This is a genomic window from Myxococcus sp. AM010 (assembly GCF_013372585.1).
Lineage (GTDB): Bacteria > Myxococcota > Myxococcia > Myxococcales > Myxococcaceae > Myxococcus > Myxococcus vastator.
Genome location: NZ_JABXEO010000130.1, coordinates 1 through 14,279, shown reverse-complemented (window position 1 = coordinate 14,279; position 14,279 = coordinate 1). Strand labels below are relative to the sequence as shown.

13 protein-coding genes are annotated in these 14,279 nt (G+C 67.7%); 10 read left to right on the top strand and 3 right to left on the bottom strand.

Annotation, left to right across the window (positions count from 1 at the left end; translation table 11 throughout):
• Positions 1 to 123: 123 nt before the first annotated feature.
• The 3 genes from HV826_RS34295 (at position 124) to hflC (ending at position 3,245) form a co-directional block, all read left to right on the top strand.
• Positions 124 to 1,068: a DUF808 domain-containing protein gene (locus HV826_RS34295; protein ID WP_176421240.1), complete on the top strand. Its 945-nt coding sequence runs from the start codon at positions 124 to 126 to the stop codon at positions 1,066 to 1,068.
• A 171-nt stretch (positions 1,069 to 1,239) separates the two neighbouring features.
• Entirely contained in the window at positions 1,240 to 2,310 is a 1,071-nt protein-coding gene (gene hflK / locus HV826_RS34290; protein ID WP_176421239.1) for an FtsH protease activity modulator HflK, read from the top strand.
• On the top strand, positions 2,307 to 3,245 hold the full coding sequence (hflC, locus tag HV826_RS34285) for a protease modulator HflC (protein WP_176421238.1): 939 nt from the start codon (positions 2,307 to 2,309) through the stop codon (positions 3,243 to 3,245). The genes hflK and hflC overlap by 4 nt, the downstream gene beginning before the upstream one ends.
• A 44-nt stretch (positions 3,246 to 3,289) precedes the next feature.
• Here the strand turns inward: hflC and HV826_RS34280 are convergent, their stop codons facing one another.
• Complete coding sequence (locus tag HV826_RS34280; protein WP_176421237.1) at positions 3,290 to 3,679, bottom strand: DUF1304 domain-containing protein; 390 nt, start codon at positions 3,677 to 3,679, stop codon at positions 3,290 to 3,292.
• A 90-nt stretch (positions 3,680 to 3,769) separates the two neighbouring features.
• On the opposite strand from HV826_RS34280, the gene HV826_RS34275 reads away from it, so the two are divergent.
• The 3 genes from HV826_RS34275 to HV826_RS34265 all read left to right on the top strand — a co-directional run bounded on the left by HV826_RS34275 (position 3,770) and on the right by HV826_RS34265 (position 6,105).
• Positions 3,770 to 4,363, top strand: coding sequence for a TetR/AcrR family transcriptional regulator (locus HV826_RS34275; RefSeq protein ID WP_176421236.1), 594 nt, complete (start codon positions 3,770 to 3,772; stop codon positions 4,361 to 4,363).
• Between the two features lie 183 nt (positions 4,364 to 4,546).
• Positions 4,547 to 5,437: an endonuclease/exonuclease/phosphatase family protein gene (locus tag HV826_RS34270; protein WP_176421235.1), complete on the top strand. Its 891-nt coding sequence runs from the start codon at positions 4,547 to 4,549 to the stop codon at positions 5,435 to 5,437.
• Between the two features lie 128 nt (positions 5,438 to 5,565).
• Positions 5,566 to 6,105: a hypothetical protein gene (locus tag HV826_RS34265; RefSeq protein ID WP_255208302.1), complete on the top strand. Its 540-nt coding sequence runs from the start codon at positions 5,566 to 5,568 to the stop codon at positions 6,103 to 6,105.
• A 55-nt stretch (positions 6,106 to 6,160) separates the two neighbouring features.
• Here the strand turns inward: HV826_RS34265 and HV826_RS34260 are convergent, their stop codons facing one another.
• Positions 6,161 to 6,721: a hypothetical protein gene (locus HV826_RS34260; protein WP_176421234.1), complete on the bottom strand. Its 561-nt coding sequence runs from the start codon at positions 6,719 to 6,721 to the stop codon at positions 6,161 to 6,163.
• Between the two features lie 489 nt (positions 6,722 to 7,210).
• Between HV826_RS34260 and HV826_RS34255 the strand changes: the two genes are divergently transcribed.
• A complete protein-coding gene (locus tag HV826_RS34255) occupies positions 7,211 to 7,408 on the top strand; it encodes a hypothetical protein (protein ID WP_255208301.1) in 198 nt (65 codons plus the stop codon).
• A 59-nt stretch (positions 7,409 to 7,467) separates the two neighbouring features.
• Here HV826_RS34255 and hrpA read toward each other — a convergent pair whose 3' ends face one another.
• Positions 7,468 to 11,178 (bottom strand): ATP-dependent RNA helicase HrpA, encoded by a 3,711-nt coding sequence (hrpA, locus tag HV826_RS34250; RefSeq protein ID WP_176421232.1) that lies wholly within the window; start codon positions 11,176 to 11,178, stop codon positions 7,468 to 7,470.
• A 279-nt stretch (positions 11,179 to 11,457) separates the two neighbouring features.
• On the opposite strand from hrpA, the gene HV826_RS34245 reads away from it, so the two are divergent.
• From HV826_RS34245 to HV826_RS34235, 3 genes are all read left to right on the top strand, one after another.
• Positions 11,458 to 12,543 (top strand): hypothetical protein, encoded by a 1,086-nt coding sequence (locus HV826_RS34245; RefSeq protein ID WP_176421231.1) that lies wholly within the window; start codon positions 11,458 to 11,460, stop codon positions 12,541 to 12,543.
• A gap of 110 nt (positions 12,544 to 12,653) precedes the next feature.
• Positions 12,654 to 13,022 (top strand): DUF2019 domain-containing protein, encoded by a 369-nt coding sequence (locus tag HV826_RS34240; RefSeq protein ID WP_176421230.1) that lies wholly within the window; start codon positions 12,654 to 12,656, stop codon positions 13,020 to 13,022.
• A gap of 500 nt (positions 13,023 to 13,522) precedes the next feature.
• Positions 13,523 to 14,098 (top strand): hypothetical protein, encoded by a 576-nt coding sequence (locus HV826_RS34235; protein WP_176421229.1) that lies wholly within the window; start codon positions 13,523 to 13,525, stop codon positions 14,096 to 14,098.
• Positions 14,099 to 14,279: the final 181 nt, after the last annotated feature.

Here is a 14,279-nt window from a genome sequence, read left to right as displayed (position 1 = left end):
GGGTGGGGGACAAGCGGGGAGACGTGGCTATCGAAGCCGCGTGGCCGCGCTTAATCCAGGCTATATCCAGGGTTCGGGACGTCTTTCGGACGCCCCCGTGCCCTCTACACCAGGACGAATCCCGTGGCCGGAAGCAGCCTGCTGACCCTGATTGATGACATCGCCAGCCTGCTGGATGACATCGCGGTGATGACGAAGGTCGCGACCCGGAAGACCGCTGGCGTGCTCGGGGATGACCTCGCGCTCAATGCCCAGCAGGTCTCCGGCGTCAGAGCCGACCGCGAGCTGCCCGTCGTCTGGGCCGTCGCCAAGGGCTCGTTGGTCAACAAGGCGATCCTGGTCCCCGCGGCCCTGGCCATCAGCGCGCTGGTGCCCTGGGCCATCACCCCGCTGCTGATGCTGGGCGGCGCCTTCCTGTGCTTCGAGGGCTTCGAGAAGGTGGCCCACAAGTTCCTGCACGGCAAGGAGGAGCAGGCGGCGGAGCAGCAGGAGCGCATCAAGGCGGTGGCGGACCCGGCGGTGGACCTGGTCGCCATGGAGAAGGGCAAGATAAAGGGCGCCATCCGCACCGACTTCATCCTGTCCGCCGAAATCGTCGTCATCTCGCTCGGGACGCTCACCGCCGCGTCCTTTGGAATGCAGGTCGCCGTGCTGTCCGGCATCGCCCTTCTCATGACGGTGGGCGTCTACGGTCTGGTCGCGGGAATCGTGAAGCTCGACGACGCGGGCCTCTACCTGATGAAGGCGGAGGGCGGGTTCAGTCAGAGCCTGGGCCGGGGCATCCTGGCGACCGCGCCGTACTTGATGAAGGGGCTCGCCATCGTGGGCACGGCCGCCATGTTCATGGTGGGCGGCGGCATCCTCACGCACGGCATCGCGCCCCTGCATCACTTCATCGAGCACGCCAGCGCCGCGGCTGCGGTGGTGCCGGGCGTTGGCGGGCTGCTGGGCGCGCTCCTGCCGTCGCTGCTGAACGCGGTGGCCGGCATCATCGCGGGTGGCCTCATCGTGCTGCTCGTGACGGGCGCCACGCGGGCCTTCCAGTCGGTGCGAGCCAGGCCGAGCTGAGCCAGGTTGCCCCTGCGTGCCCGGGTGTTCCGGGCACGCGGGCGGCGTTCACCTTCCGGGCATGCGCGCACCTGCCGTTCAAGCGCGTGAGCGCCGCGCACGGTGCCCGGCGAGCTGGAATTCGCGTGGTTCCCCTTGCATGAAGCAGCCTGGACGGGGGAAGACGGGCGGATGGCATGGGAACCTCGCGTCATGAACTCCGACCCACGCGGGCGGGATCCGTCAGAAGTACTACGTGAACTGCAGCGGCAGCTGGGGCCAGGGATGGGGCGCCGCCTCCTGTTCGTCGTGCTCGGTTTGTTCCTGCTGGTGGGGTTGATGACCAGCTACGCCCAGGTGGAGCCGGACGAAGTGGGCGTCATCCTCCGGCTGGGGCGCTTCGTGGGCACGGTGGAGCCAGGCCCGCATTTCCGCGTGCCCTTCTGGGTGGACCGCATCGTGAAGGTCCCGGTGCAGCGTCAGCTCAAGGCGGAGTTCGGCTTCCGCACGGAGGCCTCCCGCACGCGCGCGGGCTCCTCCTACGCGGCGGAGACATCGGACATGAAGCGCGAATCGCTCATGCTCACCGGTGACCTCAACGTCGCGGTGGTGGAGTGGATCGTCCAGTACAAGATCAAGGACCCGTACCAGTACCTCTTCAAGGTGAAGAACGTGGAGAGCATGCTCCGGGACATCTCCGAGGCCTCGATGCGGGCCGTCGTGGGAGACCACTCGGTGAACGAGGTCCTCACCACGGGCCGCCAGGCGGTGGCCACCCAGTCCAAGCTGCTGCTCCAGGACCTGGCGGACCGCTACGAGACGGGCGTGGACATCCAGCAGGTGGTCCTCCAGGACGTGAACCCGCCCGACCCGGTGAAGCCGTCCTTCAACGAGGTGAACCAGGCCATCCAGGAGAAGGAGCGCGTCATCAACGAGGCCTACGCCGAGCTGAACCGCGTCATCCCCCGCGCGAAGGGCGAAGCCGAGGAGGCGCTGCGCGGCGCCGAGGGCTACGCCATTGAGCGTGTGAACCGCGCCAAGGGTGAGGCGGACCGCTTCGCGCGCGTCTACGAGGAGTACCGCAAGGCCCCGGACGTCACCCGCCGCCGCATGTACCTGGAGACGGTGAGCCAGGTGCTCCAGAGCGCCGGACAGAAGGTCGTCCTGGACGAGTCCGTCAAGGGCCTCACGCCATTGTTGAACATGCAGGCGAACGACCCCGCGGTGTCCGGGAGCGCGAGCCAGACGGAGGGCCGCCGATGAGCCGCCTGATCATTCCCCTCGGCGTAGTGGCCGCCCTCGTCGTCGTGGTGGGCTTCTCCTCGACCTACACTCTGAGCGAGCACGAGCAGGCCGTCATCACCCGGTTCGGCGAGCCGAAGGGCGCGTCCGTCGTGGACCCGGGGCTCCACTTCAAGATGCCCTTCGTCGACACGGTGAACCGCTTCGACAAGCGGTGGTTGGACTGGCGCGGAGACCCGAACCAGATCCCCACCAAGGACAAGAAGTACATCTGGGTGGACACCTTCGGGCGCTGGCGCATCGTGGACCCGCTGCGCTTCTTCCAGCGCCTGCGGGACGAGCGCAACGCGCAGTCCCGGCTCGACGACATCATCGACGGTGAGACGCGCAACACCATCGCGTCGTTCGCGCTGATTGAAGCGGTCCGCTCCACCAACCGTCCCTTCGAGGACGACGAGTACACCGCCGAGACGGAGCGGGGCGAGTCACTGGAGCAGGTCGCCCAGGGACGGGACAAGCTCACCCGCCAGATTCGTCTCCGGGCCGCGGAGATCGTCAAGGAGTTCGGGGTGGAGCTGGTCGACGTGCAGATCCGCCGCATCAACTACGTGGACGAGGTCCAGGTGAAGGTGTTCGAGCGGATGATCTCCGAGCGCAAGCGCATCGCCGAGCGCTCCCGTTCGGAGGGCATGGGCCGCGCGGCGGAGGTCCGGGGCCAGCGTGAGCGTGACTTGAAGGAGATCCGCTCGGCGGCCTACCGCAAGGCCCAGGACATCACTGGCGCGGCGGACGCCGAGGCGACGAAGATCTACGCGGAGGCCTTTGGCAGGGACCCGGAGTTCTACCAGTTCATGCGGACGCTGGAGGCCTACCCGGACGTCGTGGACGCCTCCACGTCACTGTTCCTGGGCGGCGAGTCCGAGTTCTACCGGTACCTGCGCAGCTCCAAGCCGTAGACGGGAAGGGCGGGACGCCAACGGCATCCTGGCGCCTCGCCCTCTCAGTCCCCCAGGCGAACCGCGATGAGCACGATGGCCAGGAGGGGCGGGGCGCCCTGGACGATGCTGGCCTTGAGGAAGCGGCGGTTGCTGGACACCAGCACCAGGGCCGCCAGCGCCATGCATGCACAGCCGAACACCACGGCCGCCACGCCGGACGCGGCCGCGCCGGTGTGGACGAGCGCCACGCCCACCAGCACGCCCACCGCGAGGAACAGGTTGTAGAAGCCCTGGTTGAGCGCCATCGGCTTCACCACGTCCGCGTCCGCCTGTGACTTCAGTCCGAAGCGCCGCCACACCTTCGGCTGCGAGAAGACGATGCTCTCCATGGCGAAGAACAGGACGTGGATGAGCGCGGCGACGACCGCGAAGCCTTGTGCCAGCAGCGACATGATGACTCCCCTCTGGGAACGCGATATTCTGTACCAGTCAGTTCCGAATCATATTGAAACGGTCGGTCCAGAATTGTCAAGGAGGGTGACGTGGCGCGGACGCGTGCGTTCGACGAGACGGAGGCGGTGCGCAAGGCGCTGGGGCTGTTCTGGTCCCGGGGATACGAGGCCACGTCCTTGTCGGACCTGGAGTCCGCCACGGGGTTGAACCGCTCCAGTCTGTACCAGGCGTTCGAGAGCAAGCGGGGGCTGTTCTCCCGCGCGGTGGCGCTGTACCTCCAGGAGGTCATCACGCCCCGGCTGGCCGTCTTCGCCAAGGGCCCGGCGGGCCTGCCGCAGGTGACGGCGTACTTCGAGTCGCTCGCGACGACGATGGGGACCGCGCCGCCGGCCCTGACGCGCCGGGGATGCCTGCTCGTCAACACGGCCACGGAGCTGGCCCCGCATGACGTCGAGGCTCATCGCGCGGTGGAGGACTACCGCGCGCTCTTGCAGGGACACCTGACACGGGCCCTGGAGGCGGCGGCGCGGGCTGGTGTCATGCCTCGGAAGACGGTGGCCCGCCGGGTGGAGCTGCTGCTGGGCGCCGTCATCGGTGTGCTGGTCACCGCGCGGGTGGATCCCTTGGCCGCGGCGAAGCTCGCCCGTGCCGCCGCGAGCGAAGTGGAGGGCTGGGCTCCCTGAGAAGGTGCTTGAGCGCAGCAGCGAAAGCACCGCATCCGGCCTCCTGGCTGGCCAGGGCCTTGCGGCGGCGGCGCTTTCGAGGCGTTCACTTCCTCCGTTGCTCTGCGGCCGTTGGAGGAAGCGGTGCGGTGTTGGCGCCGCGGTGGATGGAATCTCCGCGGCGCTGCTCCGTTCAGTTGCGCGATGCACCGGTCCTTGAAATGCAACGACGCACGCGCCGCGGCGGCGCCTGGCTACCTCCAACGGCTGCGCATCGCGCCGCCGTGGGCGCTTCTCCTGCTGACGTTCCTGACGGGCTGCCCGCTCGCGGAGAACTACACCGATGAGGCCGGTCCCCGGTACAGCGGCGACCATCGGAAGCCTGGCTCTGTCTCCACCGAGACGCCCGCTTCCATTACCGTGGTGACGTTCAACCTGGCCTTCTCCGAACAGGTCTCCGAGGCCATCACCGCGCTCTCAAGACCTCCGCTCGCGGGGGCGGATGTCATCGCGATGCAGGAGATGGACGCTGCGTCCGTCGACCGAATCGCAAGTGAGCTGGGGCTGGCCTACGTCTACTACCCCGCCTCCGTGCAGGTGGACGACGACGACTTCGGCAACGCGCTGCTGAGCCGGTGGCCCATCGTCGCGGACCGGAAGGTCCACCTTCCCCATGACGACCCGTACCATCAGCGCCGCCGCATCGCGGTCCTCGCGACGTTGGACCTCGGCGGGACGCTGGTTCAAACGGCCTCCGTGCACAACGCCACGCCCATCGTCGGGCTTGGCGGGCGGCTCGACCAGGCGGAGACCATCATCGACGCGCTCGAAGGCACGGGGCCGGTGCAGGTCATCGCCGGCGACTTCAATACCTCGGACCCGGGGAGCCTGAGGCAGATGGTGAAGCTGTTCTCCGAGCGGGGCTTCCACTGGGCCTCGGAAGGCGTGGGGGACACGGTGGACTCCGTGATTGGCGGCCTCCCGCTCGACTTCGTCTTCGCCCAGGGGCTCGCTCCGCTGGAGCGTGGCGTGGACCGGCGTCCCGCCGGGAGCGACCACCATCCCGTCTGGGTGCGGTTCGCATGGCCTCCGTGATGCGAGGATTCGTCACACGGACGCTATCGGTGGCCGGGACGCTCGTCCTCACGCCTGGCTGTCTGAGTGGTGCGCGGAACATCGGCGCCGCGACAACCCCCGTTGGGACAACAGAGGTCGGCGTTTCATTGAACGCGCTGGCCTTCGAGCATGGGCGGGACCAGGCGTACCTCCCCAGCCCCGAGCTCACCTTTCGCAAGGGCGCTGGCCATGGCTGGGATTGGGGCGGCCGCCTCACGTTGCTGGGCCTGGAGCTCGGAACACGACACCGGCTCATCGAGCAGTCCCGGTGGACGTGGTCCGTCGCTCCGAGCGCTGGAATCTGGTACGTGCCCGTCACCAACAACTCCACGGAGCCCGTCAATCTCCGGCTCGGCGCGCAGACCCTGCTCGACTTCCGGCTGAGTCGCGCGTGGACGCTGACCGGTGGCGCATCGCTGATGGGCGCCTTCGCGGGACCGCTCACCGCCTTTCAAGGGCGGTTCAATGGAGCGAACCTGCTGCTCTCTCCGGGGGGCTCGCTGGGGATCGGGTTTCGCTTGAGCCCCTCCCTCGAAGTGCGCGCGGAGGGGGGCCTTGAGTTTCCCCTGGGCCTGAGGGGCGGGAGCCGCCCGCCCACCGGCCATGCAGGGCTGACCTTCCGCTGGAGCCGTGCCGACCGTCGATGACGGTGTATGCACCACCAGGGCCGCCCGGAGCGGCCCTGGTGGCACGCGCTTCAACTCACATCATGTTGGTGACGATCTGCGTCTGACACGTCACCGGGTCGATGATTGACTGGGCCGTGTCGACGGTGCAGGCGGCGCCGCCGTAGGTCCCGAAGAAGACCTGCGCGGAGCAGGCTCCGGCGACGTCAGAGACCTCCACGCGCCAGACACAGGTCTTCGAGCCGGAAGGATTCGCCGGGTCGACCGTGTAGTAGTACTGCTGGACGACCATCGGCGTGGGGGCGGGGGCGCTGACCTGAAACCCACCGTAGGTGCCGGTGGGCACGGGGTGGGTGTTCCAGATTCCATTGAACGTGCCCGTCAAGATCTGGAGGCCCAGGGTGAGGTCGACGCCGGTCTGGTTGAGGACGAAGAAGTCTTCAACGGCAGGGCCAATGGCTTCAACAGAGGGGCCCTTCCGCACGGGGACCTGCACCACGCCTTCACGGACGCTGACGTACTCGCCACGCTGGGTGAGGAAGTCGGGAAAGTCGAGTTCGAGCTGCCCAGCGAAAGCGAGCGACGGAGTGAGAGACAGCAGCGAGCCAGCCAGAAAACGCTTCACGTTCCGCGTCATGGACTACTCCTGTGTTGTTTATGCGGGGTTGGCCGAAGCCAATGTCTTACTAGCACTGGTCTTTGATTTATTTCAAATCCAAACTGGCAAAGCCGGCAATTCAGTGAATGTGGATGATTGCGGCCCGGGTGTGGCGCACGCCATTGGGATGTCAGACTAAGGGGTTTCCGCTGGGGCAAGACAGACTTGCGGCGGGTCATGCGCGCCGCATTCCCTGACAGCCCCACGCCGACGGCGCACATGGGCCATGAGCGCTTCAAGAAGGCCTTTCCTCGCGGCGTGGCAGTGGCCACCGCTCAACACCGCCCGGGTCGCCCCGCACGCGGGGTGGACGCGCCAAGTCCTGTCTCGATAGGGTTTCAATCGCGAATTCGAAACATTTCTCACGACAAGGAGGCCCAGATGGCGCTGTCTCGTTGGGTTGTTGGAATCACCGCGCTGCTCCTCTGCGCTTGCGGTGGAGCGGCTGATTCGGAGTCTGGGCTTCCCATGGGCGACACGCGCACGGTGGAACAGCGCGCGGAGGAGCCTGGTGGTGGAACGCGGTACGGCCAGCACCGGACCTACTACCGCGAGGCGGCCAAGGTGAACTGGGCGGGGGCGTGGCACGCCGACTGCTCTGGGTACATCGCGCAGTCGGGGCAGGTGACTGCGTATTACACGGACACCTTCTTCATCTGTCCGTAGCGGCAGCGGCGGCGTGGGCCTCGCGGTGCGACCCCGTGGCGAGGCATCGCCACCCGTTTCTAGCGCAGCGCCGCGAGGGCCGCGCCGACCTTCGCCACCGTCACCGACACGGGCGTCGTCACCTCCGGCGCGAAGATGGCCACGCGGAGCTCCTCGAAGGCCCACCGCAGCTCCTGCGCCGCCTCCTGGTCACGCACGGTGGCGCGCCTGGCGAGGAAGGTCTCCCACAGGGGGGTGAAGGGCGCGGCCTTCCCCGCGTCCTTGCCGGGGTTCGCCACCGCGCGCGACAGCCGTGCCTGGGCCGCGCGGAGGTAGCGCGGGTAGTGCAGCAGGCGCACGAAGGGAATCCACTCGATGAGGTTCGCGGGGAACAGGTGCCCGAGCTGCGAGCGGAGGTCCCGCACGGCCGCCGCGCCGCTCGGCCCCTTGGATGCCGTCTTGAGCGCGGCGAGCGTCGCGGCGAGCTCCGAGGAGGTGACAACGACGGCGTTCGCCCAGTCCCGGGCCGCCTGCTCGATGCGTGGTGAGCCCTCACGGACCAGCGCCTCGAAGGACTCCTTCGTGCGGGGCAGCGGCGCACCCGGTGCGAGCTTGAACGCATCGTCGACGCCGCGTGCGAGGACGAGCGCCCGGAAGGCGTCGGCCTGGCCCCGCGCGGGCGGCGCGCCGTCCAGGGACGGGAAGGGCAGCGGCATGCGCGCGGCGCTGACGGCCACGTGTCCGCGCGCGGCGAGCATCAGGAGCCTGCGGACCCCTGTGCGCGTGGCCGCCTCGGCGGCGGCGGAGGTCTCGAGTAGTACCAGGTCCACGGCAGCGCCCCGGTCGACGAGCGCGGGGTAGCTGCGGACCTCGAGCCCGCCGACCCGCCGGGTGACCACGGGGGGCAGCTCGCCGAAGGTCCAGGCCGTCAGCCCCTTGCGTTCCCAGTCTGAAGCCGGCGCCGCGCTGCGCAGCGCCGCCCGTGCACGTCCCCCGTGCTGCTCGAGCAGCGCATCGGCATCGCGGCTCCGCGCGAGATCCTTTCCCCGCTCGTCGAGTACCCGGAGCGTGATCCGCAGGTACGGCACCACGGCATCCGCTCGGAGGGACTCCTCGGGCACGTCCACGCCGCACAGCCGGGACACCGCACGCGCGAGCGCTGGAATCATCGGCCCGCGGAAGGGCACCAGTTCCTTCTCGAGACGGTCGACCAGGGCCGGCACCGGCCCCAACTGCTTGCGCTGGGCGCGGGGGAGTTGCTCGAGCAGGGCGGTGAGCTTCTCCCGCTGCCACCCGGGGATGGTCCAGTCGAGCTCACCTGGGACGAGCTGGGCGAGCAGCAGCAGCGGCACGCTCAGGGTGATGCCGTCGTCCTCGGCCGAGGGGTCGAAGGTGTACGTCACCGGCACAGACGCGCCGTGCAGGGTGAGGGCGTCCGGGTAGTGCGCCGGGGACAGGTCCGGGTCGTCCGAGAGGGCGTCCTCCATCGAGAGGACGAGCACGTCGGGGTCGGCCGCCTCGGCCTTTCGGCGCCAGACCTCGAAGCCCGCTCCGTCCGTCACGTCCGCCGGGAGGCGCCGGTCGAAGAACGTCAGCAGCGCCTCGCTGTCGAGCAGCTCGCTGCGCCGGGCCTTGTCCCGCAGGCGCGCCACGCGCTCGAGCACCTGGCGGTTCTTCTCCTGGAACGCCCCCCGGGTGCGGTACTCGCCGCGCACCAGGGCATGCTCGAGGAACATCAGCCGTGCCCGGGCGGGGTCCATGCTGGCCAGGGCCACGGGGCGCTCCTTGAAGACCTGGAGCCCGAAGAGGGTCGCGTTCTCCTTCACCACGGCGCGCGCGGACTTCTCCGACCAGTGCGGTTCGGAGTAGCTGCGCTTGAGCAGGTGAGGGGCCGCCGCCGCGAGCCACTCCGGGTCGAGCTTCGCCACGGTGCGGGCGAACAGCTGGGACGTCTCCACGAGCTCGAACGCCATCGCCCAGGCAGGGGGCTTCTTCGCGAGCGCCGACGAGGGGTGGACCATGAAGCGCGTCTGCTTCGCGCCCGTGAAGTGGCGCTGCTCCGGATTCCACTGGCCGATGCGGGACAGGAGCCCGGTGAGGAGCGCCTGGTGCAGGACGTCCCCGCGCGCCGGGGCGCCTCGGCCCTTGCGCGGCAGGCGCAGCTCGCGGACGGTCTCCTCGAGCTGGCGCTGGACGTCCCGCCATTCGCGCACCCGCAGGAAGGACAAGAGGTTGTCCCGGCACACGCGCCGCAGGTGGGACGTCCCCCGACCCTCGGCCTCGCGCACGAACGCCCACAGCTTGAGGAGCCCCGTGAAGTCCGAGTGCTCGTCACGGAAGCGCCGGTGCAGCTCGTCCGCCTTCTGCGCGAGCTCGCGTGGCCGCTCGCGCGGGTCCTGCAGGTTGAGCGCCGCGGCGACGATGAGCACCTCGTCCAGGCACCCGTACTCGGCGCCGGCGAGGATCATCCGCGCGATGCGCGGGTCCACCGGGAAGCGCGCGAGCTGGTGCCCGAGCGGCGTCAAGGTGCGCTCCTTGCCCTCGATGGCGCCGAGCTCCTCGAGTACCCGCCAGCCCTCGGCGATGGCCTTCGGCTGGGGCGGGTCGAGGAAGGGGAAGTCCTCGACGTCACCGAGGCCCAGGGACTTCATCCGCAGGATGACCCCCGCGAGCCCGGTGCGCTTGATTTCGGGGTCGGTGAAGGCGGGCCGCGTGGTGAAGCTCACCTCGTCGTAGAGGCGCACGCAGATGCCCTCGCGCACGCGGCCGCAGCGCCCCTTGCGCTGGTCGGCGCTGGCCTGGGAGACGGGCTCGATGTGCAGGCGTGTGGTGCCCGAGCGCGGCTCGTAGCGCGACAGGCGCGCCACCCCCGTGTCCACGACGTACACGATGCCCGGGATGGTGACCGACGTCTCCGCGACGTTGGTGGCGAGGATGACCCGGCGCTGGGGGATGGTGGCGAAGACGCGCGACTGCTCGGCGGCCGACAGGCGCGCATAGAGGGGCTGCACCACCGTGCCGCGGAGCTCGCGCGCGTTCAGGGCATTCTCGGCCTCGCGGATCTCCCGCTCCCCGGGGAGGAACACGAGGACGTCTCCGTCCGGGTCGAGCGAGAGCACGTCCGCCACCGCATCGGCGACGGAGTCGGCGAGCTCGGCGTCCTCGGGAGGCGGCTCGTAGAGCACGTCCACCGGAAAGGTACGGCCCTCCACCTGGATGACCGGCGCCCCTCCGAAGAACCGCGAGAAGCGCTCCGTCTCGATGGTGGCCGAGCTCACCACCACCTTGAGGTCGGGGCGCTTGGGGAGGATGCGCTTGATCCACCCGAGCAGGAAGTCGATCGTGAGGCTGCGCTCGTGGGCCTCGTCGAGCACGATGGTGTCGTAGCGGCGCAGGAGCGGGTCGCTGTGAATCTGCGCGAGCAGGACGCCGTCGGTCATGAACTTCACGGCCGTCTGCCGGGACGAGCGGTCCTCGAAGCGAATCTGGTAGCCGACGTCCGTGCCCAGCTCCGTGCCGAGCTCGCGAGCCACGCGCGCCGCCACGCTCGTCGCGGCGATACGCCGGGGCTGGGTCACGCCAATCTGGCGCGGGCGGCCGCGCCCCATGGCGAGCAGGACCTTCGGCAACTGCGTCGTCTTCCCTGAGCCGGTGGCCCCCGCGACAATGACCACCTGATGGGCGGCGATAGCCGCGGTGATGTCCTCCACCCGGCTCGAGATGGGGAGCTCGGGGGGGAAGTGCAGGGTGGGCAAGGCGCCGGAAGTGGGGACGGGTGAGTCGCCGGACATGGCAGCAGGGCCTATCACTGAAGCGCACGCCGGGGAACACGAGGTGATAGGCGCGCCAAGTCGAGTCACGCGCCGCAGTGACGCGGGCGGGGATGCGTGCGCTCATCCTGAAGGCAGCGGAGCCTCGTGAATGGGTATCTTCTCAAGCGCATGGCACGAACGAACCGGCGTGATGGCACCCCCGTACTCCTGGCATCTGGCTCCCAGGCTCCTTTGACGCCAGTCCCGCTGACCGGTGGGGCTGACGGGACCTTTCAGGAGTCGTTCCTCCAGGAGCTCATGTTCGAGCACCCCGAAGTGCTGCCGGTCGCCGAAATCGAGGGCGCCATCGAGGGGCTCATCTCCGTGTGCCGCGAGATGCGGACCCCGCGCGGCTTCATCGACAACCTGTTCATCACCGCGGACGGGCAGGTTGTCATCGCGGAAGCCAAGCTATGGCGAAACCCCCAGGCCCGGCGGGAGGTCGTCGCACAGTCCCTGGACTATGCGAGTTGCCTGTTCCGCATGAGCTACGCTGAGTTCGAAGCCGCTGCCCTGGGCGGCCAGCTCCGAGGAGGGCAGAAGCCGCAGCGCCTCTGGGAGGTGGTGCCAGAAGCGGTGCGGCTGCCGGAGCCCGAGTTCATCGACGCGGTCAGCCGGAACTTGAAGCGCGGGCGCATCCTGGTCCTGGTCGTCGGTGACGGAATTCGCGAGGGCACGGAGCAATTGATTGAGGTGCTTCAGCTTCATGCGGGCTTCCGCTTCACGTTCGCGCTCGTCGAGCTGTCGGTGTTCCTGCTGCCCGGAGAGCAGGGCCGCCTCGTCATTCCTCGGACCCTCTTGCGCACGCAGATGGTCGAGCGTGGAGTCGTGCGGATCGAGGACGGGCACGTCACCGTGGCGCCTGTGGTTCCCGCGTCGGCGGTGCTGGAAGTGAACCGTTTCTCCGGAAACATCAGCGCGGAGGAGTTCTTCGACACGATGCGGGCGCGGGACCCGAAGCTGCCGGAGCAGCTTCAAAGGTTCATCGTCCAGCTCTCCGCCCTGGGGGTATCCGGCGACTTTCGCCGCGCACTCAGCCTCAAGTGGGAGGCGCCGGATGGCAGGACCGTGAACCTGGGCATCATCCAGCGGGATGGGCAGGTCTGGACGAACGAGGCAGGCATGGGGAGCACGGAGGACTTCGGGAGGCGTTACAGCGAAGCGCTCGCCTCCGCGTGGGGTGGAACGGCCGCCGCCATGCCCTGGGGCGCTCACACGAAGTGGCAGGTGCGACTCGACGGAAAGACCCCGCGCATCGAATCAATCGCGGGCCGCCTGGATGCCTGGGCCGAGGTCCTTCGCACGCAGCTTCCACAGCTCGCGGCCCAGACGAAGGAATCGTAGGCGCGCTGGGGGCGACGAAGTGCGTCGCTTCCTTCCGTCCAGGTTTGAGGTGCGTCCAGCAGCCTGGCGAATGGTATGAAATTTCTTTGCGATTTCGGAGCCTCCCCTTGATGAAGACGTCTCTGGAGAAGCGCTCTCTTCAGGAACTGGCCTCGATGTACGAAGAGTTCGCAGCCGCACATGGTCAGGCGAGCGAGACGGGTGACCACCGGAAGGCCAATGCGCAGTTTCGCCGGATCGCTGCTGTTTGGAAGGAGCTGCGAACCCGGAAAAGCGAGGGCTCTGGCGCGCTCTTGAACTTGCTGGGGAGCGCGAATCCCCATGTGCGTGGGTGGGCGGCGTCACATGCCCTGGAGTCAGCTCCCCAGGCTGCTGAAGCCGTACTGGAGCAGCTTGCAAACGGGCCACCGAGCATCGCGAGGTTCAACGCGGAAATGGTGTTGAGTGAGTGGCGAGCCGGTAGGCTGACGTTCGACTGACGCTGTGGGCGCGGTGTGAATTCGTTTCCGGTGCTGAGCTGGCATCCGGACTTCACGTGTCGCTCTGCATTGCGCCATGGGGCAACGTTTGTTGCCCACTCCGCCGTAACGTCACAGCATCGCCAAGGCGTCGCCAAAAACGAACGGGGTTGGACAGTTTGGCCCGACCAACCCCGTTCGTTTTTTGCATTGTCCCCGACGGAATTCGAACCCGTGGAGGAGGGGTGGCCTAAACCCGCGACGGCACACGCCTTTCGCTGAATCATGAGTGAATCCGGGTGCTTCAAGTACACGGGGCAGTTCCCGCCAGTCCCTCGGAATCCTCTCTAGTCTTGGAGACATTCTGGAGACGGAACCAGGGACGCACGGTGGCATGCTGCACCGCTTCACCGAGCGGATACCTGCGAACATGCTGCTGCAACGCCATCCTCATTTCTCCTATGCGCCTGCTGGGACCTCTCTGGTATTTTTGAACCCACGCTGGGAAGCGAGGGGATTCAATGCGAAGGGAATACGCGAGGCTTGAACCTGATCCGGAGTATGCTGAGCGAATCTATGGCCTGGATACTGTTAGCCTCGCAATTATAGGGCGAGACCCCTTCCCCACGGCAGCGAGGTCGATTCCGTTCGTAAAGGAAGCCTGGGGGCAATTGGATAAACGGTCGGCGGGCTACTACCTCTTCCGGTCGGTTTTTGGGGCGGATGTCGAGCAGCGATACCTCACGCCGCAGGCTGCCGCCCTCGCGTTACTGGATGAGGGTGTTGTCCTCCTGAACGCCTCTTACTTCTTCCTGGAAGAGGAACCGTTGTCTCGGCAGGCGCACTTCGACTTTGTGAACGAGAGCCTGGATACCAACTTCCCGATCTTGGAGAGGGCCGATTACTCACTGCTCTGCGGTGACGCAGCGACCATGATGAATTGGGTTGTCGAGTTTACTGGAGGGAATGCCGAAGAAGTCCCGCATCCCGCTCTGCAGGCAAGAAACAGACTCCCTGCAGAGAGACGAGGGGATTGGGACCGTTGGTGGGAGGTAGGTCGCCTGCGGGCTTGGTTGCATAGCCGTGTCCTGCGCTGATCTGTTGAGGTTCAAGACAGCCAAGAGGACCAGGGTTCCTGCTGAGAGGGCGGCCTAAACCGAGGTTCGTGATTCTCGATCAGGTCGGAGAGCAGACGGGCGCGAAGCGAACGGGAAGAAAGAGCAGGGGCACCTCCCGTTCGGCTCTGTGTGCGCAGAAGACCTGAGAGCGAGAAGGCCC